Annotated in this window: 20 protein-coding genes; 14 read left to right on the top strand and 6 right to left on the bottom strand. The window is 50.6% G+C overall.

The window, feature by feature from the left end; translation table 11 throughout:
* Window positions 1-62: 62 nt before the first annotated feature.
* Entirely contained in the window at window positions 63-554 is a 492-nt protein-coding gene (locus tag IE055_RS10895) for a GreA/GreB family elongation factor (RefSeq protein WP_189400774.1), read from the bottom strand.
* 84 nt (window positions 555-638) lie between these two features.
* On the opposite strand from IE055_RS10895, the gene recQ reads away from it, so the two are divergent.
* Window positions 639-2,432, top strand: a complete 1,794-nt coding sequence (gene recQ / locus IE055_RS10900; RefSeq protein ID WP_189400776.1) for a DNA helicase RecQ — start codon at window positions 639-641, stop codon at window positions 2,430-2,432.
* 5 nt (window positions 2,433-2,437) lie between these two features.
* Here the strand turns inward: recQ and IE055_RS10905 are convergent, their stop codons facing one another.
* A complete protein-coding gene (locus IE055_RS10905; protein ID WP_189400778.1) occupies window positions 2,438-3,190 on the bottom strand; it encodes a FadR/GntR family transcriptional regulator in 753 nt (250 codons plus the stop codon).
* A 412-nt stretch (window positions 3,191-3,602) separates the two neighbouring features.
* On the opposite strand from IE055_RS10905, the gene IE055_RS10910 reads away from it, so the two are divergent.
* The 9 genes from IE055_RS10910 to IE055_RS10950 all read left to right on the top strand — a co-directional run bounded on the left by IE055_RS10910 (window position 3,603) and on the right by IE055_RS10950 (window position 16,740).
* On the top strand, window positions 3,603-6,515 hold the full coding sequence (locus IE055_RS10910; protein ID WP_189401214.1) for a TonB-dependent receptor: 2,913 nt from the start codon (window positions 3,603-3,605) through the stop codon (window positions 6,513-6,515).
* A gap of 113 nt (window positions 6,516-6,628) precedes the next feature.
* Window positions 6,629-8,887, top strand: coding sequence for a polysaccharide lyase 6 family protein (locus IE055_RS10915; RefSeq protein ID WP_189400780.1), 2,259 nt, complete (start codon window positions 6,629-6,631; stop codon window positions 8,885-8,887).
* Window positions 8,888-8,896: 9 nt separating this feature from the next.
* Window positions 8,897-11,110: a heparinase II/III domain-containing protein gene (locus IE055_RS10920; protein WP_189400782.1), complete on the top strand. Its 2,214-nt coding sequence runs from the start codon at window positions 8,897-8,899 to the stop codon at window positions 11,108-11,110.
* Window positions 11,107-11,469: a cupin domain-containing protein gene (locus IE055_RS10925; protein WP_189400784.1), complete on the top strand. Its 363-nt coding sequence runs from the start codon at window positions 11,107-11,109 to the stop codon at window positions 11,467-11,469. The genes IE055_RS10920 and IE055_RS10925 overlap by 4 nt, the downstream gene beginning before the upstream one ends.
* Window positions 11,466-12,767 carry an MFS transporter gene (locus IE055_RS10930; protein ID WP_189400785.1) on the top strand — a complete coding sequence of 434 codons (1,302 nt, stop codon included), beginning with the start codon at window positions 11,466-11,468 and terminating at the stop codon, window positions 12,765-12,767. Before IE055_RS10925 ends, IE055_RS10930 begins: the two co-directional genes overlap by 4 nt.
* 40 nt (window positions 12,768-12,807) lie before the next feature.
* The gene (locus tag IE055_RS10935; RefSeq protein WP_189400787.1) at window positions 12,808-13,560 is read left to right on the top strand and encodes an SDR family NAD(P)-dependent oxidoreductase; all 753 of its coding nucleotides are present in this window, start codon (window positions 12,808-12,810) and stop codon (window positions 13,558-13,560) included.
* Between the two features lie 41 nt (window positions 13,561-13,601).
* Window positions 13,602-14,558: a sugar kinase gene (locus IE055_RS10940; RefSeq protein ID WP_189400789.1), complete on the top strand. Its 957-nt coding sequence runs from the start codon at window positions 13,602-13,604 to the stop codon at window positions 14,556-14,558.
* 151 nt (window positions 14,559-14,709) lie between these two features.
* On the top strand, window positions 14,710-16,209 hold the full coding sequence (putP, locus tag IE055_RS10945; protein WP_189400791.1) for a sodium/proline symporter PutP: 1,500 nt from the start codon (window positions 14,710-14,712) through the stop codon (window positions 16,207-16,209).
* Between the two features lie 36 nt (window positions 16,210-16,245).
* The gene (locus IE055_RS10950) at window positions 16,246-16,740 is read left to right on the top strand and encodes an Lrp/AsnC ligand binding domain-containing protein (protein WP_189400794.1); all 495 of its coding nucleotides are present in this window, start codon (window positions 16,246-16,248) and stop codon (window positions 16,738-16,740) included.
* Window positions 16,741-16,759: 19 nt separating this feature from the next.
* Here IE055_RS10950 and putA read toward each other — a convergent pair whose 3' ends face one another.
* Together putA and IE055_RS10960 are read right to left on the bottom strand one after the other, a co-directional pair.
* On the bottom strand, window positions 16,760-20,575 hold the full coding sequence (gene putA, locus IE055_RS10955) for a bifunctional proline dehydrogenase/L-glutamate gamma-semialdehyde dehydrogenase PutA (RefSeq protein WP_189400797.1): 3,816 nt from the start codon (window positions 20,573-20,575) through the stop codon (window positions 16,760-16,762).
* A 158-nt stretch (window positions 20,576-20,733) separates the two neighbouring features.
* Window positions 20,734-21,162: an HIT domain-containing protein gene (locus IE055_RS10960; protein ID WP_189400800.1), complete on the bottom strand. Its 429-nt coding sequence runs from the start codon at window positions 21,160-21,162 to the stop codon at window positions 20,734-20,736.
* Window positions 21,163-21,254: 92 nt separating this feature from the next.
* Here IE055_RS10960 and IE055_RS10965 point away from each other — a divergent pair, with 92 nt between their 5' ends.
* Complete coding sequence (locus IE055_RS10965) at window positions 21,255-21,788, top strand: DUF1285 domain-containing protein (protein WP_189400803.1); 534 nt, start codon at window positions 21,255-21,257, stop codon at window positions 21,786-21,788.
* A 52-nt stretch (window positions 21,789-21,840) separates the two neighbouring features.
* Here IE055_RS10965 and rsgA read toward each other — a convergent pair whose 3' ends face one another.
* Complete coding sequence (rsgA, locus tag IE055_RS10970) at window positions 21,841-22,902, bottom strand: small ribosomal subunit biogenesis GTPase RsgA (RefSeq protein ID WP_189400806.1); 1,062 nt, start codon at window positions 22,900-22,902, stop codon at window positions 21,841-21,843.
* Window positions 22,899-23,159, bottom strand: coding sequence for a GIY-YIG nuclease family protein (locus tag IE055_RS18090; protein ID WP_189400809.1), 261 nt, complete (start codon window positions 23,157-23,159; stop codon window positions 22,899-22,901). Before IE055_RS18090 ends, rsgA begins: the two co-directional genes overlap by 4 nt.
* 440 nt (window positions 23,160-23,599) lie before the next feature.
* Here IE055_RS18090 and IE055_RS10980 point away from each other — a divergent pair, with 440 nt between their 5' ends.
* From IE055_RS10980 to IE055_RS10990, 3 genes are read left to right on the top strand one after another with little or no spacing between them, the layout of a single operon-like run.
* On the top strand, window positions 23,600-23,992 hold the full coding sequence (locus IE055_RS10980; protein ID WP_189400812.1) for a response regulator: 393 nt from the start codon (window positions 23,600-23,602) through the stop codon (window positions 23,990-23,992).
* 55 nt (window positions 23,993-24,047) lie between these two features.
* A complete protein-coding gene (locus IE055_RS10985; RefSeq protein ID WP_189400815.1) occupies window positions 24,048-24,416 on the top strand; it encodes a response regulator in 369 nt (122 codons plus the stop codon).
* Window positions 24,417-24,428: 12 nt separating this feature from the next.
* Complete coding sequence (locus IE055_RS10990; protein ID WP_189400818.1) at window positions 24,429-24,980, top strand: chemotaxis protein CheW; 552 nt, start codon at window positions 24,429-24,431, stop codon at window positions 24,978-24,980.
* Window positions 24,981-25,061 lie beyond the last annotated feature (81 nt).

Below are 25,061 nucleotides of genomic sequence, written 5' to 3' on the forward strand. Positions count from 1 at the left end.
GTAACGAAATTTTAATAAATTTGACGCCAAATCAAGACAGTTTTTCGTTGCAATTGAGGCTGTCAGACGTAGTCAATCTGCAAAATCACATAGTGAACAGGCTTGTCGGCAATATTGATGCTGATTTCATCGTCGACTTGTTTTTTTAGCAGAGATTTAGCCAGCGGTGAATCGATACTGATATCGCCAGCAGCAGTGTTTGTTTCGTCTGGACCGACGATTCGGTACTGATGCAGCTTACCTTGCTCATCTTCGAGCTCGACACGCGCGCCAAAGAATATCCTGCTGTGATCCCCGACCTGAGATACCACTTGCAGGTCTGGCATCCGTTTTTGCAAATAGCGTATGCGTCGATCGATGCCTGCCTGCTCTTTCTTGCGGTAGATGTACTCTGCATTCTCGCTACGGTCGCCCTCCGCGGCAGCAGCGGCGAGCGCGTCGTTCACGATACGGCGTTTGGCCCAGAGCGCTTTAATTTCTTTCTCTAATGCCGCATAACCTTCTGGGGTTATGATGGCGGTTGATCGAGGTTGGGGTGGTCGCCAGCGACTCATAATTCTCCTTGAATACAGTGCGTGCAAGCGGCATACTCGTGCTCCGATGAGCGCACTGAAACACTATCAATAATACGGATCATTATGATAAACCGTGCGGAAGATATTTTAAAACATACCTTTGGGTACGCGGCCTTTCGTGGGTCGCAACGTGAGATCATTAATACGGTGCTTTCTGGGCACGATGCATTGGTGTTAATGCCAACCGGTGGTGGAAAGTCTCTGTGTTATCAAATTCCCGGTTTGGTCCGCCCTGGGATGGCCATCGTGGTATCGCCGCTAATCGCGTTGATGCAGGATCAGGTGTCCGCATTACAACAACTGGGCATCCGTGCCGCCTATCTCAATTCAATGTTGTCTCGCGAAGAGGCAGGTCTAACACTGCGTGCGATACATGACCAGGAGTTAGATGTGTTGTATATAGCCCCCGAGCGACTATTGCAGGATGCTACCTTAGATCGTTTGGTTAATATCCCTATTTCGTTGATCGCGATTGATGAAGCGCATTGTGTCTCGCAGTGGGGGCATGATTTTCGTGCAGACTATCTGGGGCTAAATGTGCTGCGTCACGCATTTCCCGGTGTGCCACGAGTGGCGCTGACCGCGACCGCTGATCAACGCTCACGCGATGAAATTGTTGCGCGGTTGGACCTTTATCAACCTGAAGTGTTTGTCAGTAGTTTTGATCGTCCTAATATTCGTTATGTCGTGAAGGGGAAAGGCGACGCTAAAGCGCAGTTACTGGCGTTTTTACAGGACTTTAAATCTCAGGCTGGGATTGTCTATTGTATGTCGCGCAACCGAGTGGATGGCATTGCGGCCTGGCTGGCTGGGCGCGGGTTCAAGGCGCTGCCCTACCACGCTGGTTTAAGCGCCGAGGAGCGTCAAGCCCATCAGCAGCGTTTTCTGCGCGAAGAGGGTGTGATCATGGTGGCGACCATTGCTTTTGGGATGGGCATTGATAAACCGGATGTGCGTTTTGTAGCGCATTTGGATCTGCCCAAAAGTCTGGAAGCGTACTACCAGGAGACGGGTCGTGCGGGTCGAGATGGCCAACCCAGCGTCGCTTGGATGGTGTACGGTCTACAGGATGTGGTGCGGATCGGCAAGATGGTTCAGGATTCGTCAGCCAATGAGCAGTTTAAACGTATTGAGCGTGCGAAGATTGACAGCTTGTTGGCGTGGTGTGAATCAACCACCTGCCGGCGTCGCGCATTGCTACGGTATTTTGGTGAGGAAAGTGATACCGCATGTGGAAACTGCGATGTGTGTATGAATCCCCCCAAAACTTGGGATGCCACGGAAGCGGCGCAGAAACTGTTGTCCAATATCTATCGCACAGGCCAGCGGTTTGGAGCCGGGCACGTCATTGATGTGCTGCGTGGTAAGAAGACCGACAAAGTGGCGCAGTTTGGTCACCACAGCCTCAGTACGTTTGGTATTGGGGTGGATCTGGGCGATCAACAGTGGCGTTCGATCATTCGCCAACTCTTGGTTCAGGGGTATTTGAGCGTGAACGAACAAGCCTATGGTGCAATCCAGTTGACCGAAAAAGCCCGCGCGCTGTTGCGCGGAGAAGTGGCGCTGTTCTTGCGTCAGGATGCCATGAACGTCAAACCCAATCGACCCCGTCGTGCGTCAACACAGGTGGCCGTTGCTGACAATGATTTGTGGGAGGCCCTGAAGGCGTGTCGAAAAGAGCTGGCCGACGCATTGGGGGTGCCGCCATTTCATGTGTTCCACGATGCCACGTTGATGGAGATGATGGAATATCGACCGGCCGATGACCAGGAGCTGCTATCGATCAATGGTGTGGGTCAGGTGAAGCTGGAAAAATTTGGTCGGGACTTTTTAGAGGTTATTGCCGAATTCACTTAGACACACTAAAAGTTGACCACTTCGCCAATTGAAAACCGCTCTCTGAGTTGTGCTGCTTTGCGGCGGGTTTCTTCAACTGCCTCGCGTTCAGATGCGTCATGCATGGCTTCTAATAGGTCCGAAAAGTGACTACGCATGGCACGCCGGGCTTCCGATGCGTTGCCATCGGCAATCGCGTCGTAAATTGCGGTGTGGTCGGCAATGCGGGTACTGGCGTCTGCCGCACACACAGACTGATGGGCATGGTGAATGTAGTCGATGTTTTCCTGAATGTCCCAGAGGTACTGGATCTGCTTCATGATCACACGGTTGTGCGTTGCTTCTGCAATCACCTTGTGAAACCGTCGGTCGGCACCGGACGACGAGATGTCTTCGACGCCTTCGGCCTCAAGGTCGTTTAATGCAGCAGCGAGTTCCTTCAGTTCATCTTCGGAGATCATTCTGGCGGCCAAGGCGGCAGCTTCGCCTTCGATCAGAACTCGGGCTTCCAGCAATTCAAACGCACTGATTCCGCGGCTGAAATCATCGTTGGTTGGGTTGTTATCCAATACGTAAACACCAGAGTTTGGTTTCACAGCAACTTTTTCTTTTGCTTCAAGGGCAATAATCGCTTCACGTATGGTAGGTCGACTGACATTGAAACGTTCAGACAATTCGCGTTCAGTCGGTAACCGACTGCCCACCGGAAACTCCCCTGATTGGATCAGGCTAGAGATTTCTTTGAATACAGAGAGATAAAGTCGTTTTTTATTGGCCATAGCATCCGCAACCGGTCGAAACTCAATTCGCTAACTATAGCACCAACTTTCTCTTTGTAAGACAATTTCTTTCAAATTCCACGGTTTTTGTTTGACATTATGGCTAATAGATCGGTGAAGAGGGCGGTCTGCTGATCAGTGAAAGTCACCTAAGAGATTGATATTGTTTAGTAATATTCGATCAAGCTCATTGTAAGACGATATTGTCATACTATATATTCGACAATCGTGTGGATATTGGTTGTAATTGTTTTAATATTTTGTCAGTATTATTTGTGCTATCGGAGGATGGCATGTAAGACAAAATTACAACAACGAGAATAATACAATGACATCAAACACGAGGAGAGTCGCACAGCCGGGATGTGGGTTGTGGACTAAAAAGACGGTGGTCGCGAGTGCGATCACGGCTATGCTTGGGGTTTCTCAAGTCACCACATCATTTGCGCAATCCGATTCGGCACAGAATGGAGAAAAGGTAATAGAGGAAGTTGTCGTAACCGGTATTCGAGGTTCGCTGCGTGGCGCGTTGGAAGAAAAGCGTCAGTCCGACAATTTAGTCGAAGTTATTCGTGCTGAAGATATCGGTAAATTGCCTGACCAAAATTTAGCCGAGGTGCTCGAGAATGTCACCGGTATTCAAATTACCCGTGAGGCGGGTGTTGGTACGGGCGTTCAGATTCGTGGTACCAATGCAAATCGAACCGAAATCAATGGCGTTTCAACGGTTGGTTCCGGTTCCGGTCGCAGCGGGATTGATTTCGAAGACGTTTCCGCCGCGATTATCGCAGCCGTGGAAGTCACTAAAGCCCCTGAGGCTAAAACGATCGAAGGGTCTGTTGGCGGCACCATTAATCTGCGTACCATCCGTCCTTTGGAATTACAAGAGCCGCTTGCTGTTGTTCGCGTTCAGGGTGAAAACAGTAGTCTTTCCACGGACAGCACCTTTACGCCGCGTTTGTCTGGCACTTATGGTACTAACTGGGAGAATGACGCGGGTAGCTGGGGTATCGTGGCCAGTGCGAGTTATTCTGAACAGGACGTAACGGCATTTCGCCCTCGTGCTGACCGAGATAACTTGGTTGCTGCTGACAGTGGTGCAGCCAGCGCGCAAAGTTTTGACTTTATGCCGATCCAATTCCTAATCCAGGATTACGACAACCTCGAGTATGAAACGACCAACTTCGCTGGAACCCTGGAATGGGCACCCAACGACGATGTGAAGTTTTATCTCGATGCGATTATTAATGACCAGGAACGCCTGCAAGAGAGCTCACGCATTCAAGCGTCCGGGATCTCTGATCTGCGTAATGTCGCCGCGCCAGCCACGTTTGAAACCGTTAATTTTGGTTCTCTTGAAGGGTCTAATGGCGTACAGAATCTTGGTTCGATTCAAGCTGCATTGACTGGCATCATTCCAATTGAAGAAGGGGGTGGTGACGGAAATCTGCGGTTCTCCGGCGATACGGGTTCGCGTATTTCCGAGAGTGAAATATTCCGTTTAGGTACGGACTGGCACATAACTGATCGACTAACGGCAAAGTTTGAGCTGTCGACGTCCAGCAATGATACATCCACGCCAAGTTTTAATACGACACTTAACTTTATCAACCCGAACGCGCCAACTAACTCGTCGAACGAGAATGGCACGCCGTTCGTTTATGATTTGACTGGTGGTTCGCTGACTTGGGGCATTGCACAAAATGCCGAAGGGGGACCTTCAACCGCGCAATTGCTTGATCCGGCGAATGTTGTCCTGCGGGATGTTCAACAATCGCAAAATCGAGCAGAGAATGCGGAAGATGCATTTCGAACTGATTTTACTCTTGACCTAGATTGGTCCGGAATAACATCACTAGACTTCGGGTTTCGACGCAATGAAACGTCCAGTTTGCGTGACCAGATCACCTCAAGTGTGGGTCTGAGATCGTTGGATGATGCGCCACGAGGAAATCTGTTTTCCAGTGTCCTGACTGCAGGGCCTAATAATTTCAACGAGGCGGATGGCCGTGAGTTGTATGTGCCGGATTTTCTGGTGATTGACCCTGAACTGGTTAACTCAGACCCGCAAGCCGTGCTCGCAGTATTGAACTCTGCTATTGCGGCCAACAATGCGATTACCGGTTCGGACCGAGAGCCGATCAGCTCACCAACATCCAGTACCAGCGCGTTCTTCGATATTGAAGAAGAGACGAATGCCTTGTATGCGCAGGCGAATTTCGAAGCGGGTATCTTCCGTGGTAACGTGGGTGTTCGATATCTTGAGACCGATATCACGTCTAATGCCTTTGCGGAGTTAAATGGTGTGGTGTCGCCCACATCGTCAACGAGCTCGTACGACTTTGTGTTGCCTAGAATTAATCTGGCAGCCAATGTGCGTGACGACTTGGTTGTGCGTGCCGGCTGGGGTAAAGACATTCGTCGACCAAATTTTGATGATTTATCATCGGCGTTTACTTTCAGCACCAGCCCAAATCCGGCGGTGGAGTTAGGAAATCCGGCCTTGGAGCCAGAAGAGGTCACTTCGTTTGATGTCTCAGCTGAATGGTATTTTGCACCATCAAGTGTGTTCAGTGTTGGCTATTTCAACAAGAAACGTACCGGTCTGTTCGTACGCAACGAGGAAAGCCCGTTCGAGGATCCAGTCACTGGCTTTCGAGATATCACTGCCCCGTGTGAGCAAGGTGGGATTTTCAATCCGATCGCGGATATCAATGTGTTTGGCCCGGTTGGTGTGGGTGTATGTGTGCCCTCATCGCAAACAATTAACGGCGCCGGTGAAACCACGCAAGATGGTTTCGAATTCGCGTTTCAATACGACTTGGCTGATTTTGAAGACCAACTTGGTTGGGCGTCTGGCTTTGGTGTGATCGCGAACTACACCATCCAAGAGTTCAGCGGCGGTGACTCTTATCTGAGTGCGACCAGTCGTGCGAGCGATGTGTTTGAATCGCTGGGCAACACTGATGTAGATCTACGTGCACAATTGATTGACCTATCTGAAAACTCGTACAACTTTACGCTCTACTACGAGAAGTACGGTTTATCGGCCAGAATGCGCTATACATGGCGTGAAGCATACCGATCAGAGGATTTTGGTAGCACTTCGAGCTTTCCATGGGGCTTTCCAGTGGTGCAAGAAGATCGTGGTCAGTTGAACGCCAGCATTAGTTATGATGTCAACGAGAACCTAAATGTCGGTATAGAGGCAGTCAATCTGACCGAGGAAGAAGTGACGCAGTCGTGTGTGAATGAGGGTGCACTTTTGTGCTTTCAAGGCTTAACGGATCGTCGGATTACCATCGGTGCTACGTATCGATTTTGATCTCGTGATGTGAGCCTGAGCAAAAGGGTGCTGTTGTCATGGTGGCACCCTTTTGCTTTTTTACGGCGAGCAAACAAGTAAGTCCAGGTTTTAGTTAAACATCGAGAGTCCACGTGAAGAAAATTACATTCGCAATTATTGTTTTGCTTGCGCTATCCACAAGCCCGGTGATTGCAGAAACGAAGTTGGTAGACGACATCGCTGCGTACCAAGTCGCACTCAATGAGGTGCAGCCAGGCGATACTATTCTGCTCAAGAACGGAGAATGGGCTGATTTTGAGATCCTGTTTGAAGCGCTAGGCACGGCCGACAAACCCATACGGTTGGCGGCACAGACACCAGGTAAAGTGTTTATCACTGGTCAGTCAAATCTGCGATTGGCGGGTGAATACCTCGAAGTTTCGGGGTTGGTTTTCAAGAATGGTTACACGCCAACGAGCAGTGTAATCGCCTTTCGCCGAGACGAACAACACGTGGCAAACAATTCACGCGTTACCGCTACGGTGATTGATGGATTTAATAATCCTGAACGGTATGAAAACGAGAGTTGGGTAATGCTGTATGGCAAGCACAATCGTTTTGATCATAATCACCTTGTGGGTAAAAGCACTCGTGGTGTGACTTTGGCAGTCCGGCTCAATTCTGCGGCCAGTCAGCAAAACCACCATCGTATTGATCACAACTACTTTGGTCCGCGCCCGATTTTAGGTTCCAATGGTGGTGAAACACTGCGGATCGGAACCAGCCACTATTCACTGACTGAATCGAACACGGTCGTGGAGAACAACTACTTTGATCGATGTGATGGTGAGTTAGAGATCATCTCAAACAAAGCGGGCGGTAATAAATTCATTGGTAATGTATTTTACCAATCGCGAGGCACGCTGACGATGCGCCATGGCAACGACACCTTGGTAGAAAAGAATGTGTTTCTTGGCAACGGTGCAGATCATACCGGCGGTATTCGCGTTATCAATAAGCGCCAAACCGTACGAAACAACTATTTACAAGACCTTAAAGGTTATCGCTTCGGCGGCGCGTTAGTGGTGATGAACGGGGTGCCGAATTCAAAGATAAATCGGTATCACCAGGTGGAAGATTCCGTGATCGAGAACAACACCTTTGTGAACTCAGATCACATTCAAATTGCCGCAGGCAGCGATTTTGAACGCACAGCTGTGCCGGTGCGGACAGGGTTCAAGAATAATTTGATTTATGTGGAGTCAGAACAAGACCCATTTACCATCTACGATGATGTCAGTGGCATCACTTGGGAAAACAATTTGATCAATACTGCGGTTGATCAGCGATTGGCTGATGGATTCGTTGTTCGACAAATTAATCCAGCGGCTGCGGCGAACGGGCTGCAATACCCGAAGGGCGAAGACGGTAGCACGCAGACCTATGGTGTCAGTCGTGATCTAACCGTGTTAGATAAGTCGCAAACTGGAGTGGACTGGTATCCAAAGCTTACTCAAAAACCACGATTCGATCATGGTGCGACACATCAGGTACGCCCCGGGCTGGATACGTTGGCAACCGCTGCGCGAAATGCCAGTGATGGGGATGTGTTGTTGCTTTCAGAGGGTGAGTATCAGATTAGTCGCATTATCCATTTAGATAAGGCGATTACGGTTCAAGCGCAAGCGCCGGGTAATGTGACGATCCGCTACGAGCGTGCGGCGCTATTTGAACTGGGCGAAGGCGGCAGCCTTAAACTGGATGGTGTTCGCATATCTGGGAGCGCGGCCCCTGATAGCGCAGGAAACAGCGTAGTGCGAACGCAACGCCGGTCGATGCTCAATAACTATGAGTTGGTTGTACAGAACAGCGAGGTTGTTGATTTAAACGTGAATCACTCATTTAATTTTCTCACTGTCGCTAAAGGTACATTCGCACAACGTATTCGCCTGGCAAACTCTCGTTTTAGCAATGTCACCGGCGCGATATTGGGACTGGATCACGAGTACGAAGACTTCGGGATCTACAACGCCGAGTACGTGACTATTGATAACGTCGTGTTCGACACAATCGACGGCGATGTGGTCGATTATTATCGTGGAGGTACGGATGAAAGCACCTTTGGGCCGCACTTTACCATGACTCAATCAACCTTAAACAAGGTGGGCACCGGAAAACGCAATAAGTCAGCGAGCTCAGTTCTGTTGCATGGTGTCCAAGTTGCTCACTTGCAAGACAATAAGGTCATAGAGAGTGCACCGATCACAATTAACCACACGGTTGGTGAGCCAGTTACTAAGTTGATCGATAACCGGTTTGTCGCCACGCCAAAAACACAGATCCGTGAGCTATACAGCGATCAGATTGATACGGCTGAGTTGCGTGGCAATGTCTATCAATCTGGTGAGTAGGGGGTGGTTGTGAGTAAATTTAAAATCATAGCTTTGGTTGCTTGGCTCGTCGTGAGCTTCCTGGGCGCGGGCAGTTTGGCGTTGGCCGGCCCACACCCAGGACTCACGATGTCCGCACAAGAAGTAGTTGCGATGCGTTCGCAGCTGCATACCGTGCCAAAAGCAAAGCAGGCCTTTGACGATCTACAGGTTAAGACCGACACCAGCATTGAGCTGGGTGTTATTGTGCCTAAACCGGTTGATGCCGGAGGCGGGTATACGCACGAGCAGCATAAACGCAATTACCAACTTATGTTGGACGCTGGATTGTTGTATCAACTTTCTGGAAAGAAACGTTACGCCAACTATGTTCGTGATGTGTTACTTGCCTATGCAGAACTCTACCCGACGCTTCCACTGCATCCAAAGCAGAAGGAGCAGTCGCCGGGTAAACTGTTTTGGCAAAGTTTGAACGAGGCTGTTTGGTTGGTGCATACCATCCAGGCCTACGACCTCGTGGTGGGTGCGCTGACGGAAGCTGAGCGTAACTTGATCGAATCGTCATTGCTTCGTCCAGTGGCCAACTTTTTATCCGAGGGCCAACCAGACACATTCAACAAGATTCACAATCATGGTACTTGGGCCGCTGCCGCTGTGGGGATGACCGGCTACGTACTGGATGACCAGCACTTGGTAGATCAAGCGCTTTTCGGGCTGGATAAATCAGGCAAAGCTGGATTTATCGCGCAGATAGAACAATTGTTTTCCCCCGATGGTTATTACACCGAAGGCCCTTATTATCAGCGTTATGCCTTGATGCCATTCGTGCTATTTGCACGAGCAATTGAGGTTAATGAACCGCAGCGCGCAATCTTTGAGGCATCCGATGGGGCGATTTTAAAGGCGATTGAAACCGCCGTTCAGCTTAGTTACAACGGCCTGTTCTTTGGTATCAATGATGCAATCAAAGACAAAGGAATTGACACCATCGAATTGGTGCACGGTATTGCTATTGCCTTTGAGGTCACGGGCGACACGCAATTGTTGGATATCGCAAAACAGCAGAACCACATTTTGTTGACCGGTTATGGGTTTTCGGTAGCCAAGGCATTGCATGAAGGTCGGGACACGCCGTTCGATTTTCGCAGTTTGCAATTACGTGATGGTCAAGATGGGCAGCAAGGCGCTTTGAGTATCTTTCGCCATGGGCAGGGTAGTAAGCACCAGGCTTTGGTGGTCAAAAACACATCCCAAGGTATGGGGCACGGTCATTTCGATAAATTACACTGGCTGTATTTTGATAATGGCAACGAAATCATTAGTGACTATGGTGCGGCCCGGTTTTTAAACATCGAAGCCAAATACGGTGGGCATTATTTACCAGAGAACAATGCTTGGGCCAAGCAAACGGTGGCGCACAATACCGTGGTTGTTGATGAGCAAAGCCACTTCAATGGTGACTGGCGAGTTGGTCAGCAGCATGCGCCCAATATCCGATTTTTTGCCGCGCAAGATGGCATTCAAATCACCTCAGCTGAGATCGCCGCTGCGTACCCCACAACGACTTTACGTCGCACGATGGCCATGCTTGAGTTGGAGGGGCTCACACATCCTCTGATTCTTGACGTATTTAAGGTCAATAGCGTACGGGCCCATCAATACGACCTGCCGCTTCATTACCAAGGCCAGTTAATTTCGCACACACTTAAATTACAGGGCGCCAAGCAAGCTCTGAGTCCTTTGGGCGAGCAGCATGGGTATCAGTATTTGTGGGATCGCGCTCGCGCCGCGTTCCCGGCGGGTTTAGCGCAGCTAACTTGGCTCAATGATGGGCGGTTTTACACCTACAGTACGGTGGGTGGAACAGACCAGCAGATGTTGTTTGCGATGTTGGGTGCAAATGATCCTCAGTTCAATTTGCGTGACCAGCACGCGCTTATTCATCGAGTGAATTCAGCGCATGATCATGTCTTTGTGTCGGTGCTGGAGACACATGGCGAATACAACGGACGAGCAGAGTACACCGTTGGTGCGCAGTCCAATGTAGTGGGCTTAGCGGTACGTGAACTCGATAAGTACACCGAGGTGACCATTAACTTGGTCAACGGTCATCAAGCCACCTTGCTCTATACCGAACAAGGCGACGAAAACACACAGCATCAATTGGACAGTGCCGGTGGACAAGTGCAGTGGCAAGGGCACTTTGTGGTGCTTAAATCGCAGTCTAAACAGAGTGAACAATGAACAGGAAAAGTAATCAAAGCCCCAGTTTTGTGGTTGCCAGCGAGCAACCCGTAGAGCAGGTCGCGGATGGTATCAAGCGTCAGTTTTTGGGTTATGGTCCCGAACTCATGGCGGTCAAAGTCTGGTTTGATGAGGGTGCAATCGGTTATCAGCATCATCATCCCCACACTCAGGTCAGTTACGTTGAAAGCGGCGAATTTGAGGCCACTATCGATGGACAAACAACGCGGCTCAAAGCCGGTGATTCCTTCTATGTCGCCCCCAATCAAATGCACGGCGCGGTATGTCTAAAGGCCGGTGTGTTAATTGATATTTTCAGCCCACACCGAGAAGACTTTCTGGAGGAAACCCAATCGTGACCATTCGCAATCTACGTTGGTGGGTTATCGCACTCATTGCGCTCGCCACCATCATTAACTACATCGATCGGCAATCACTGAATGTGCTGTGGCCGGAAATATCAGCGTCTTTGTACCCGGATAAAAGCGACGACGAACGCAAAGAGATTTATGCTCTTATTTCGGTGGTATTTGTGTTTGCCTACGCGTTCGGCCAGGCAATATTTGGTCGGATTTTTGACTGGGTTGGAACGCGTATCGGTTTCGCTTTGTCGATTGGAATATGGTCTATTGCCACCGCTCTGCACGCATTTGCGCGCGGTGTACTGAGTTTTAGTATTTTTCGCGCTATTTTGGGTGTGGCTGAAGCGGGTAACTGGCCAGGTGCAACCAAAGGCAATGCAGAATGGTTCCCAACCAAGGAGCGGGCATTAGCGCAGGGGATCTTCAACTCTGGTGCTGCCATTGGTGGGATTGTGTCGATTCCGTTGATCGCTTTTTTATCCGTGTACTTCAGTTGGAAAGCGATTTTTGTCATCGTGGGCGCAACGGGTCTGTTATGGCTAATCCCTTGGCTGGTGTTGGTAAAAGCACCGCCAAAAAACCACCCGTGGATCAGTGACGAAGAGCGCAATTATATTCTCAGTGGACAGGTTAACCAGGACCGAAATGGCGATGGTGAGTTTGATGAGGGTTACAACCCATCAACTAAAGAACTGTTGTCTCACAAACAAAGTTGGGGTGTCATTATTGCGTCCGCGGCTATCGATCCGATTTGGTGGTTGTTTGTATTCTGGATTCCGATCTATCTGTCTGAGGTTTATGGCATGGATGTCAAGACCATCGGGATATACGGCTGGGTGCCTTACGTTGGCGCAATGTTGGGCGCCTGGTTCGGCGGCTTGTTGGCGCAGAATCGAATCAAGGCGGGCTGGTCAATCGACGCAACACGCAAGCTGGCGATTACGCTTGGATGTCTGATTATGCTACCGACGCTATTGGCTATGGCAAACCCGGGATCGCCCGTGACTGCCGTTTTGCTAATGGCTGTGATCCTGTTTGGTTTTCAGACTGCAATCGGTAACGTACAAACGCTGCCGAGTGATTTCTTCGGTGGTAAAACCGTCGGCACGCTGGCAGGTATTGCTGGCATGGCGGCCAAGCTAGGCGCGGTTGCGCTGACCTCGTTGGTGCCGTGGTTGACCTCAGGCGGTAACTATACGCCGGCGTTTGTGATCGGCGCGGCGTTGGCGTTAATTGCAGTCGCTAGTGTTTGGCTACTCTGCCCCAAGATCGAACCACTCAAACCGGAAGCTTAAGCTTCTGTTCCTCTAAAACTAAAAATTTGAAGTAAGAACAATGAAACTGGAAAACAAAGTAATTCTTGTCACTGGCGGTGTCCGTGATATTGGTCGCGAAGTGTCTAAGAAACTGGCGGCCGAAGGTGCGAAACTGGCTATCAATTATTTTGGTAGCGAAGCACAAGCAGCAAGTCTGCGAACCGAACTCGCGGCCATGGGAGCGCATGCGATCATTTTAAAAGGTGATATGACCAGTGCAGCCGACGTGGAAGCTTTGGTATCGCAAGCGGTTGCGGAACTGGGGGGTAAGATCGACGGCTTAGTAAACGTCGTTGGCGGCCTGGTCGAGAGAAAGACTCTGGACGAAATGGATCTGGATTTTTTCGAGCACGTTATCAAGCTGAACACTACCTCGACGTTTCTGACATTCAAGGCGGCGGTGCCTCACATGTCAGCCGGCGCGTCTATCGTGAATCTCGCGTCACAAGCTGGGCGCGATGGTGGCGGCCCCGGTGCCTCCGCGTACGCCACATCCAAAGGTGCAGTGATGACATTTACTCGCTCTATGGCTAAAGAATTGGGACCGCAAGGCATTCGTGTTAACGCCCTATGTCCGGGTATGATCAGCACTACATTTCATGACACGTTCACCAATGATAACGTGCGTTCAAATGTGGCTAACGGCACGCCGTTGCGACGTGAGGGACGTCCCGAAGAAGTGGCAGACACAGTGAGCTATTTGCTCTCTGACGAGGCGTCATTTCTGACCGGCGTTAATTTGGACATCAATGGCGGATTACTTTTCTCTTAAGAGATTATCCAGCGAAACCTAATGCAGTCGAGTAAGAAGTGATGTCAGTTTCAATTGCAGTGATTGGCGAGTGTATGCTCGAGTTGTCCCACACCAACGGCGCAGAATGTGAGCATGCTGTGCCGTTGATGATGCGTTACGGGGGGGACACAATTAACACTTCGGTTTATCTGGCGCGGAATCACGTTGATGTTGCGTATGTGACCGGCTTGAGTGACGACATAATGAGCGACTGGTTGTTAAGCCAGTGGCAGGGCGAGGGCATCGATTGCGCATTGGTACAACGTCTACCGGGTTCAGTGCCTGCCATGTATATGATTAATGTGGATGAGCAGGGTGAACGCTCTTTTTTGTACTGGCGAAAGAACTCACCGGCGAGCCGAATATTTGATAGTTCCGACGCCGTCAACTTGCTCTTCGAGTCGCTGCGGCAATTTGACTATGTATATGTTTCGGGCATTAGTTTGGCAATTCTGCCGGCAGCAGGTTTAGCCAATTTGTTTACCTTGTTATCCGATTATCAGAATCAGGGTGGACGAATTATTTTTGATGGTAACTATCGTCCGCGTTTGTGGGACAGCGTGGCCGAGGCCCAAGCCGCGTATCAGAGAATGTATTCCATCACGCACATTGCGCTTCCAACATTAGAAGACGAGTCAGCCTTGTTCGGGTATGAATCAGAACAACAATTGATGTCTGTGCTTGGGGACAGTGGGGTAGCAGAAATTGTTATCAAGATGGGTGGCGATGGGTGTCTGGCGCAAGTCGATGGCGCCACGCATTATGTTGATGCCGAACTTGTTGAGCCAGTGGATACGACGGCGGCGGGTGATTCATTCAATGCTGGGTATTTGGCCGCACGCTTGCGAGGAGAGCCGGCGGTGACTGCATGCCGAGCTGGTCATGCCCTGGCGGCAAAAGTCATTCAGCATCGTGGCGCAATCATCCCTATGGAGTCCTTGTCTGGATCATCAATCGCCGAAGTAGGTTGCCACTAACGCGTGTCACTCGAGGTTTGAGTGACTAGCGGTGCGCCCGGTTCAATCTTTGTGGGTGACACACACTAAAGAGTCGGTACAATGCACTTCATTAGTTGCATTGAGCCGCCCGGTTTGATGTGGGAGTGAATGATCAACCTCAAGGGTGCGCATGCAAACCGGTATCTATGTTTCTTTAGCGATTTATTTTGTGGCGATGTTAGGCATCGGGTTTTATGCTTACCGATCCACAAATAATGATGTCTCAGGTTTTATGTTGGGTGGTCGAAGTTTGAGTCCGTCAGTCACCGCGTTGTCAGCGGGTGCATCCGACATGAGTGGCTGGATGCTGATGGGCTTGCCCGGTGCAATGTATGTGTCCGGGCTAAGCAGTGCTTGGATCGCTATTGGCCTAATTATTGGTGCCTGGCTCAACTATTTGCTCGTTGCCCCCAGACTCCGTGTGTATACCGAGTTGGCGGGTGATTCGGTGACTATTCCACAATTTTTCGAACAACGTTTTGCGGATAACAGCCGCTTAATTCGTCTGGTTTGCGCGCTTGTCATCATCGTTTTTTTTGCAATCTATACGACGTCTGGTGTGGTGGCCGGCGGAAAACTATTCGAAACATCGTTCGGGATGAGCTATTACACTGGTGTGTGGGTCACCGCCGGTGTGGTAGTCGCGTACAGCGCTTTTGGTGGATTCTTGGCCGTCAGTACCACGGACTTTGTCCAGGGCTGCATTATGTTTGTGGCGCTGGTGTTGGTACCGATCGTAGCGCTTATGCAGTTGGGGGGCGTAGCCCCTACCAAAGCCGAAATACTGGCGATTGATCCGAATATGCTGTCCTTGGGTGGCGCGTCGATACTGGCAATCATCTCTGCTGCTAGTTGGGGGCTTGGCTACTTTGGTCAGCCGCATATTATCGTGCGTTTTATGGCGATTCGTTCAGTTAAGGAAATGAAGACCGCGCGGCGAATCGGAATGAGTTGGATGATCGTGACCCTCATCGGAGCAACCATGGTGGGGTTAGTTGGGGTCGCGTATGTCTCGGCCACCGGTGCGACGCTTAATGACCCCGAAGCGGTATTTATTTTTCTGTCCACGACTTTGTTTCATCCATTAATCAGTGGATTTCTGTTGGCGGCGATTCTGGCCGCGATCATGAGTACGATTTCGTCCCAGTTACTAGTGACCTCGAGTTCTCTGACCGAGGATTTATATAAAACCTTTTGTCGACGTAACGCCGAGTCCGGGGAACTGGTGCTGGTTGGTCGGCTCGCGGTGGTCGCAGTGGCGTTATTGGCAATCGGTCTGGCGCAAAACCGCGACAACAGTATTTTGAGTCTGGTTAGTAATGCTTGGGCAGGTTTTGGTTCTGCATTTGGACCGGTGGTGCTTATTGGTTTGTTTTGGAAGCGCATGACACGCGCGGGGGCACTGGCGGGTATTGTGGTTGGCGCGGTGACCGTGCTGGTTTGGATATACGGTCCGTTCACCTATCAAGGTCAGGCACTCAGCTCGTTGATGTTTGAACTGGTGCCCGGCTTTATTCTGGCGTCGTTAGCCATCGTCGTCGTTAGTGTGTTAAGCCCTGAACCGCCCATTCAATTACAGCAATTGCATGCGCAAATGGAAGCCAAACTTGATGCAGATTTGCGTTCCTAAGATTAGAATAGGCGTAACGTAGATACGGAGACTGCCGTGACTAACTCTTCCCGAGAGCCGCACAAGCGACATCGAAAACTGGACCGGATTGATCGTGCGATTCTTCAGGCATTGCAGACTGACGGACGTATGTCTAACGTGGCGTTAGCCGAGAAAGTCCACCTAAGCCCGAGCCCCTGTTTGGAACGGGTCAAGCGATTAGAAGCCGCAGGTTATATCTCAGGCTATACCGCGCGACTGGACCCGGATTTACTGGGTTACGGCAAAGTTGCCTTCATTCAAGTAACCTTAGAGAAGACCACCGAGGATGTATTTCTGGATTTCAAAAATCAGGTTATGGAGAGTGCTTTTGTGTCTGAATGCCATATGGTCGCCGGCGGTTACGACTATTTATTAAAAGTACGATTTGATGACATGGAAAACTACCGTACCGTGTTACAACAGATCGTGCACTTGCCTGGGGTAGCTCAGACGCACACCTATATGGTGATAGAGCAAGTCAAGAACGTGACCGATGTGCCGTTGGACTGAGCACATCGCTCAGCGAGGGCTACTCAGTTAGATTGAATAGCTGTGTGTTGCCGCCACGTGCGACCAGGTTGTCGGTTTTAGTGCGTTCAGCGATAAAGTAGCTTAGATAATTATCAAGCCGCGACGTCTGTACAACCCCATCATCAAACTCGACCAGTGCTGTGATTGGGCCCGGTCTTTTTGCCAACTCTTTCCTAGCAGCGACACGGACCGGATTTGTGGTGTGGCAGACTGCAAACTTAACGTGTGATACGTGCAGCAAAGCAGTTAAAGGCGCGTCGAGCATGAGCTGCAGCGTGTTATCCGGCAGGCTGGTTTGCAACGCAGCGTGGAGCGTGATGGCGAGTGTACGACCTGCTGGCGACTCAGCGTGTAACAGAACCGAGTTTCCAGCAGCCAGTACGATATGGGTGATGCTGCTGAGCGAGGTCAGCGACTCATTGCCGTGGATCAGTATTAGACCTACTCCGCGCGCATGAATCGATAAAATGTTCTCTTCGCCCGTCGGTCCGGGCAGTTCGATCTCACGCTGAGAATGCGTGCACAGATAGTCAAGTGCGGGACTGACAGCCTCACTCCACTGCGGTTGGTTGCGGCTTAGCGCATCGCGTAATCGCGCACCACGAGCGCTCATATCCAGTTTTGCCCACTGTCGGTAACCCGTAACTGCCGAGGTGAGTTGTTTGTTATTATTGCTATCAAGCGAACCGGTGCTGAGTTCTTCTACCTTATGCTCCAAATTATTTTGTATTGGCAATAATGGTGATTGGAACCGGTGCAGATAGTTTGGGCCGCCGGCTTTGGGTCCAGTGCCAGACAGGCCTTGCCCACCAAAGGGGTTGACTCCAACCACGGCGCCAATGATGTTACGGTTGATGTAGGTATTGCCAGCGTGTGTATTGCGGTAGATATACTGCGCCATCGCACTGATTCGGCTGTGTACTCCCAGCGTGAGTGCGTAGCCAGTGGCGTTGATTTGTTCGATAACGGTGGGCAGTTCGTTTATGTTGTAGCGAATGATATGCAGTACTGGGCCGAATACCTCGCGCGTAAGTTGGCTGAGATCATCGATTTCGAACACCTGAGGTGTGAAATAGGTACCAGTGTTGAGTACTTCAATGCTGACAGGCACAGTTAGGTGGCGTTTCGCGCGAGGCGCGATATAGTCAATGTGTTTGGCCAATGTGGCGGCAGCGCGCTGGTCGATCACAGGCCCAACGTCGGATTGAATCTGGTCAGGTGAACCAACAGTCACGGTGTGCAATGCGCCTTCCAACATGCCGATCACTTTATCAGCGACGACGTCTTGTACGAACAGTACTCGCAGGGCCGAACAGCGTTGGCCTGCGCTATGGAATGCAGAGGAGATTACCGCATCGACTACTTGTTCTGGCAATGCCGTCGAGTCCACGATCATACAGTTCTGACCACCGGTTTCGGCGATCAAGGGAATGGTCGGCCCTGAGCGGTTCGCGATGACCTGGTTGATGCGTTGTGCAGTCTCAGTCGAGCCGGTAAAGGCGATGCCCTGAATGCGTGGATCCGCATTTACTAGATTCCCCACCACGGCGCCTTCGCCTAGAACGAGCTGTACTGCCTCGACCGGACAGCCGGCTTCCAGCAGCAACTCGATTGCGCGCACCGCAACGAGCGGCGTTTGTTCCGCTGGTTTGGCCAGCACACAGTTGCCAGCGACCAGCGCAGCGGCGAGCTGTCCGATAAAAATGGCTAGTGGGAAATTCCATGGGCTGATACAGAAAAATACGCCGCGACCGCGCGCTACGGAATGACCGGCGCTACCGGTGGTGGCTTGCAAGGCATAGTAGCGACAGAAGTCGACCGCTTCGCGGACCTCGGAGACACAGTCTGCTATTGTCCGCCCAGCTTCGAGGTTGATAATTGCCATCAACTCGAGCATGTTGGTTTCCAGTAGCTCGGCGGTCTTATTGAGTATCGCAGCGCGGGCCTCAGGCGAGGTCGAAGACCACGTGTTAGTGTAGTCATAGGCAGTCTGAAGTGCGAGTTCAATGTCCTCTGTCGAGGCATAACTGCTCTCACCGATAACGTGCGATACGCGTGCAGGGTTGAAGATTCTGACTGCGGTTCCGGGTCGTTGCCTGCCAACGATGATCGAATGCGCGGCCATTGGCGACTGAGCGCGTTTTTCGATTTCGGCTGTAATGGTTGTGAGTGTCGGTTCGTCATCTAGGTCGAGTCCACGGGCATTGGGGCGTGGTTCGCCGGCCGCATGGAAGATATTCACCGGTAACGGGATTTTGCTGTGGCGATACGTGCCACGATCGGCGACTTCGTCGTATATGTCCCGCACCAACTCGGATGCGGGCGTCTCGTTGTCTAGGAACCGGTTGACAAACGAGCTGTTGGCACCATTCTCGAGTAGACGTCGGACCAGGTACGGCAGTAAGTCCTCATGCTCACCAATGGGTGCGTACACGCGCAGTGAAATATCTTTAGCACTGGTCAGCTTGCGCAAATGTTTGTACATCAGCTCGCCCATGCCATGCAGTCGCTGAAACTCGAATTCAGTGTTCTCCAAGTGCAGTGCAATCTTTAACACCGCCATTGCGGTATACGCATTGTGGGTCGCAAACTGTGGATAAATCGCACCAGGTGCCCCCAACAGGTGTTGTGCGCAGTTTAAATAACAGATGTCGGTATTTACTTTGCGCGTAAAAACCGGGTAGTCGCTTAAACCATGTTCTTGCGCGTGTTTAATTTCTGCATCCCAGTAGGCACCTTTGACTAGGCGAACCATCAAACGGCGATTTGTTGTCTGGCCGAGGGCAATTAGCCACTGCGCTACGGCGGGCGCGCGCTTCTGATAAGCCTGCATCACAAAGCCAAGACCATCCCAGTTTTGGAGGTCGGGATGGCGACAAAGCGCTTCAAATATGTCGAGAGACAGTTCTAGTCGTGCGGCCTCTTCGGCATCGATACTTAGGCCGATGTTATAGTGCTTGGCTTTGCGACAAAGCTCGGTGATCCGGGGCAAGAGTTCCCGCATTACCGTGTCGGCATGTGATACATGGTACTGCGGATGCAATGCAGAGAGTTTTACTGATACGCCATCGGCGCAGTACACGTCTGATTGGGTGTTCAGCTTGCCGACCCGCTCCAAAGAGTCTGCGTAGGATTGATAGTAGCGCGCTGCGTCCTGGCGGGTTCGCGCTGCTTCGCCGAGCATATCAAACGAGAAGCGTGTGTTGGCATCGTTCTGTTTGGTGCCTTTGCGTATGCCTTCTTCTATGCTGCGGCCAAGTACGTACTGACCACCCATGATGCGCATGGCCTGATGGATGGCTCTGCGAACGACCGGTTCACTGAGGTTTGCGGTGAGACGTTTCACCCAGCTGCCGGGTTGTTGGGTGATCTCTTCGTCAAGAAAAACCAATTTACCGGTGAGGATCATGCCCCAGGTGGCTGCATTTACAAACACGGATTCGGACTGTCCACTGTGACTGCGCCAGTCGCCAGAACTGATTTTCTCTGCAATGAGGCGGTCGGCAGTGGTGCTGTCGGGCACACGTAATAACGCCTCAGCCAAGCACATCAGCGCAACCCCTTCTTGGTTAGATAGTCCGAACTCCTGCAAGAACGAGTCGAGCAGGGTTTGGCTACGTGTGTCTTCGCGGCAGGCCTGCACGAGTGTTTGTGCCTCGGCTGTCAGTGCTTCGCGCTCATGGCCGGGTAGGGATGGTTTGGCAATTAGTCCGCTGACGAATTGATCTTCATCGACATGCTTTGTCTGTGTAATTGCGGTGCGTAACTCAGTCAACGACGATGGGTTCGAAGAGTAGGTTCGTGTTGTGTTCATTGCCAGTAACCGGTTCTATAACGTGGTATAAAATGCGAATTTTTGCCGAAGTCACTAGCAAATATGTTTTCAAAATCGAACTTTTTGCGATATTAATTGGCTGGAAATGGCTGTTTTCCTAGTGAAAAATTCGATTTGTATTGGTGTTTAGTTTGTCGTCACGGAGTAGGCAGGTCGAAATTGTGTGTGTTCAGTGCCGTGGTGACGGCATTCCGTACAACCTCAAATTCCTCGCTGGTGTAGGTTTGCGTAGGCAAATTTCCCCACACGGGCGCAGGCCACGCCGGATCGCTGGTATAGCGCACCACGACGTGCATATGCAGTTGTGACACGAGATTGCCAAGCGCGCCGATATTGAGCTTGTCTCCAGCAAATGTTTGCTTCACGGCCTGGGATAGGGTGGTAGTCTCATGCCAAAGTTGTTGCTGTTCCTTTGCGTTGAGTTGATACACCTCGTGGATCCCAGCGCGTTTTGGAATCAGTACGAACCACGGCAGGGTCGCGTTGTTCATCAGTCGGATTTCACACAAACTCAGGTCACAAAGATAGAGTGTGTCTTGCGCCAGTTGTGGGTGTAGTTCAAACATGGATTTGCTGTATCTCTTTTTCAAGTTGTCAGATTCGTCTTGCCAGTACGTGAGATAGCACACATACAGGGTAGAGGGAGTATACTCTGGTCATGAACAAACTTGACGAATTAGACCATCAGCTCACTGAGTCCAAACTGCCGCCAGTGCATCAATGGCGACCCGAAAAGGTAGGCAGGATCGACATTCACATCGATGCGCAGGGTGTCTGGTTTCACGAGGGCGGCGTGATCGCTCGCCCGCGTCTGGTGCGATTGTTTGCCAGTATACTGTGGCACGAAGCGTCACAGTACTTTCTGGTGACGCCGGTTGAGAAGCTTGCAATTGAGGTGGAGGACGTCCCATTTGTGGTGCAGAAGGTTGCCTGCGATAGTGATGTCTGGACTGCGGAAACCAACGTCGGGGATGTGTGTCGGATTGGTATCGAGCATCCCGTGGCGCTACGGCAATATCAAGGCGTGTGGATTCCGTACGTGCGAGTCCGGTATGACCTGTGGGCACGCTTGAGTCGCGCCTGTTATCAGCATTGGGTGGATGTCGCAGTTGCTAAGGTTGGGGATGCTTACAAGGACGGTGAAACTTTGTCGTTGTCCAGTCAGGGTGTGGTTTTCCCGGTCGCAAGATAGTTAGCTCGGTGGTGCCCGTGCAGAATGCCATCAAGTCCACATCGAAATCCAATCAGCTGCCTGCCAAATTCAGCCCACGAGACTGTTGATCCAGAACAGCTTCTTTGATGCGCAGATAGCTCGCAAAACGCGGCGCCTGAATGTCGCCGCTTTCCACTGCCGCCAGAACAGCGCAGCCGGGTTCAGATTCATGTTTACAGTCACGGAAACGACAATGTCCAATTAGTTCAGCGATTTCGACGAAGCCATGTTGTAGTTGCAGTGGATCGATGTGCCACAAGCTAAAATCGCGAATGCCGGGTGAATCGATAAGTCGACCGCCTGCAGGTAAATGCAAAAGTTTGGCTTTAGTGGTGGTGTGCGTGCCTTCACGCGTGGTCTCCGACAGATCCCCGATGGCCAAATTGGCGGAGGGTAGTAAGGCATTAATCAGCGAAGATTTACCAACACCAGATTGCCCGACCACGATACTGGTGTGTTGATCGATCAACTCAGGCAATGCATCCAGTTGGGGTGTTTGATGGCGGGAACTTACAATCTTTACCGCCGGATAATCGAGTCGACGATACACGTCGAGCAGTGTTTCAAACTGAGCCTCATTCGAGGTCGAGATTAAGTCTGCCTTATTTAATACAATGACCGCGCGTACGTTCATCAATTCGGCCGCGACCAGGTATCGGTCAATCAAATTTGCCTGCGGTGCTGGCTCACAAGCGATCACGATGAGCATCTGGTCGATATTAGCGGCCACGGGTTTGAGTTTACCGAAATTGTCGGGTCGCTCCAAAATGCTGCTGCGGTCCAGTCGCGACACGATGACGCCCGTCAGATCCGAACCTGCACGCCAAATGACCTTGTCGCCTGCAACGATCGATCCCAGGTTGGTACGCGTTGTGCATTGATGAACTTTGCCTAGATCGTCACCTTCCAGTGCTTCGACCTCAAAGTGCTTGCTGTACCGACAAATAACCAGCCCTTGCTGTTCGCTACTGAGTTCGCCGGATTGGTTCTTGCGAGACAGATCGCGCGTTTTATTGAATGAGCGAGCCGTGCGTTCAGACTGGTTTTTTTCCGCCTGCCATTGTTGGCGGCGGTTTAGCTTGCGACGACTCATAGTGAATTCGAATGGTAAACCAGATTGAGTTTTTCGGAGCGACTGAGGCGTTTGAGCTGATGTTCTCGCTGACTCGCGGCAGATCGTGACTCGCACGGTTCTGCGTAGGCGAGTTTTACGGGGCGTCGGGCGCGGGTATAACGGGCGGCTTTATGTGCGCAATGGTTGTGTTCATTCACACGTCGCTCTAGGTCTGTGGTGATGCCTGTATACAGGCTGTCATCGGCGCAGTAGAGCATGTAAACAAACCAGCTCATCAGCGATTTAAGCAAGATTTTGGCATTGTACGACTATCATCAGCAGGTCCTTATCAGGCATTATTGGATTTCGTGTTGTGGGGGAATGGGTGAAACCCGCCTGGATTCTCTGATTGATCTCGAAACATGCCGATTATTATAGGCGAAAGTCAGGTTTTCGTGAAAAAAAAGCAAAATCGTTCAGTTGCTAGCGTAAAAAACACTTTTTGATTAACAAAAAAAGTGTAATGATGTATGTTATAGGGTCTAAACAATATTAATAACAATAATTTAAGCTCGTTATTTGTGAAACTTGCTTAGATTGATTGGGGTCGCGGTTTAGGACTTGATCGTTTTTTTAACGGTCCCCAATCAAGCCTTTTGCAGTAAACAAAATTTCACGAGCTTGGTTTTGACCTCCTGGTTGGGTCAGACAACTCATATTTGATCAGAGTACTTGTATGTCAGAAAGCTCTAAAAAACCGCCAGCGAAGAATCCCCGTGTGATGGTTATCGATGACAGTAATACGATTCGTATGACTGCCGAAACCATTCTCAAGAAAGAAGGCTACGAGGTGTTCACCGCCACCAATGGCTTTGAGGCGATGTCGGTTATCACTGATACGCGCCCGGATATTATCTTCGTCGACATCATGATGCCGCGTCTGGATGGCTATCAAACATGTAAGTTGATTAAAAACAACAGCTACTTCCGCAACACTCCGGTTATCATGTTGTCTAGTAAAGACAGTTTGTTTGATCGTGCTCGTGGTCGAGTGGCTGGATCAGAGCAGCACATTAACAAGCCGTTTACTAAGAGTGAGCTGCTTGAGGCGATCAATCGCTATGTATAAAACCCAGGATACGCAATCTTCGAAAACTGATAGAACACAAACGAAATAAGAGCTTATGTCTACTAAAACTATTCTCGTTGTTGACGATTCCAAGACCGACTTCCTTTATGTGAAAAACATTCTTGATCATGGTGGTTACAAGGTGGCGTATGCGCCGTCCGGTGCCGACGGAATTCAGATGTCTAAAGATCTCAAGCCCGACCTCATTTTGATGGATGTGGTCATGCCGGAGATGAATGGCTTTCAGGCCACGCGTGCGATATCGCGCGAGCTAGAAACCGCCGATATTCCGATTTTGATGCTGAGCTCCAAATCACAACAAACTGACAAGGTTTGGGCTGAGCGTCAAGGCGCAACGGACTACTTGGTGAAGCCGGCAAACCCTAAGTTGTTATTGAGCAAAATAAAATCGCTTTTGAACTAATCAGCAAGTTACATGACCCAAATGCAAGAGAATGCTCCTTATGAAGTTCTGAATACCATGCGCTCCGAAGCGATCGCTTTGGCAGCACAGGGACTCACTTATTCGACTCAGTCAGCCGGCGTCAAAAATATCGCGTACGTGATAAACGGAATCAACTTCTATTGCGACGCAACCGATGTGAAAGAAGTCTCTGTGTGTGAAAATTTGATGGTTGTGCCGCAGACCAAGGCTTGGATGCGCGGGCTAATTAATTCCAAAGGCGTTTTATATTCAGTCACCGACCTTTCGCTATTTGCAGGTTATGGCCGTGCAATTCAGGCCAAGAAAGGTCACCTTCTGTTGCTTGCGGATGATGCCGTGCAGAGCAGTTTGCTGGTTAATCGTGTCATTGGTTTTCGCTATTTTAATGACTCCGACCAAATGTCCGACCTAGAAGAAAAACAAGAGGTTCTGGACGGATTGAGCGCATTTGTTGATAAAGGGTTTCGCACTGATGGGCAAGACTGGTTTCGTTTAGACGTACGAGCCTTGCTGGCATCAGAGCAATTTCGGGAGGTCCAGTAAATACTGGGCTTTATCATTTTATTGGGTAGTAGCAGCAAAGATACATGAACAGGCCGCCGTACGAAAAGAGTGGCAAAGGTA

The organism is Arenicella chitinivorans (assembly GCF_014651515.1).
In the GTDB taxonomy this organism is placed as follows: domain Bacteria; phylum Pseudomonadota; class Gammaproteobacteria; order Arenicellales; family Arenicellaceae; genus Arenicella; species Arenicella chitinivorans.

Excerpts from the sequence above, each read along its gene's own strand:
- IE055_RS10895 (WP_189400774.1), bottom strand. The coding sequence starts at position 554 with ATGAGTCGCTGGCGACCACCCCAACCTCGATCAACCGCCATCATAACC.
- recQ (WP_189400776.1), top strand. The coding sequence starts at position 639 with ATGATAAACCGTGCGGAAGATATTTTAAAACATACCTTTGGGTACGCG.
- IE055_RS10905 (WP_189400778.1), bottom strand. The coding sequence starts at position 3,190 with ATGGCCAATAAAAAACGACTTTATCTCTCTGTATTCAAAGAAATCTCT.
- IE055_RS10910 (WP_189401214.1), top strand. The coding sequence starts at position 3,603 with ATGCTTGGGGTTTCTCAAGTCACCACATCATTTGCGCAATCCGATTCG.
- IE055_RS10925 (WP_189400784.1), top strand. The coding sequence starts at position 11,107 with ATGAACAGGAAAAGTAATCAAAGCCCCAGTTTTGTGGTTGCCAGCGAG.
- IE055_RS10935 (WP_189400787.1), top strand. The coding sequence starts at position 12,808 with ATGAAACTGGAAAACAAAGTAATTCTTGTCACTGGCGGTGTCCGTGAT.
- IE055_RS10940 (WP_189400789.1), top strand. The coding sequence starts at position 13,602 with ATGTCAGTTTCAATTGCAGTGATTGGCGAGTGTATGCTCGAGTTGTCC.
- putP (WP_189400791.1), top strand. The coding sequence starts at position 14,710 with ATGCAAACCGGTATCTATGTTTCTTTAGCGATTTATTTTGTGGCGATG.
- putA (WP_189400797.1), bottom strand. The coding sequence starts at position 20,575 with ATGAACACAACACGAACCTACTCTTCGAACCCATCGTCGTTGACTGAG.
- IE055_RS10960 (WP_189400800.1), bottom strand. The coding sequence starts at position 21,162 with ATGTTTGAACTACACCCACAACTGGCGCAAGACACACTCTATCTTTGT.
- IE055_RS10965 (WP_189400803.1), top strand. The coding sequence starts at position 21,255 with ATGAACAAACTTGACGAATTAGACCATCAGCTCACTGAGTCCAAACTG.
- rsgA (WP_189400806.1), bottom strand. The coding sequence starts at position 22,902 with ATGAGTCGTCGCAAGCTAAACCGCCGCCAACAATGGCAGGCGGAAAAA.
- IE055_RS18090 (WP_189400809.1), bottom strand. The coding sequence starts at position 23,159 with ATGAGCTGGTTTGTTTACATGCTCTACTGCGCCGATGACAGCCTGTAT.
- IE055_RS10980 (WP_189400812.1), top strand. The coding sequence starts at position 23,600 with ATGTCAGAAAGCTCTAAAAAACCGCCAGCGAAGAATCCCCGTGTGATG.
- IE055_RS10985 (WP_189400815.1), top strand. The coding sequence starts at position 24,048 with ATGTCTACTAAAACTATTCTCGTTGTTGACGATTCCAAGACCGACTTC.
- IE055_RS10990 (WP_189400818.1), top strand. The coding sequence starts at position 24,429 with ATGACCCAAATGCAAGAGAATGCTCCTTATGAAGTTCTGAATACCATG.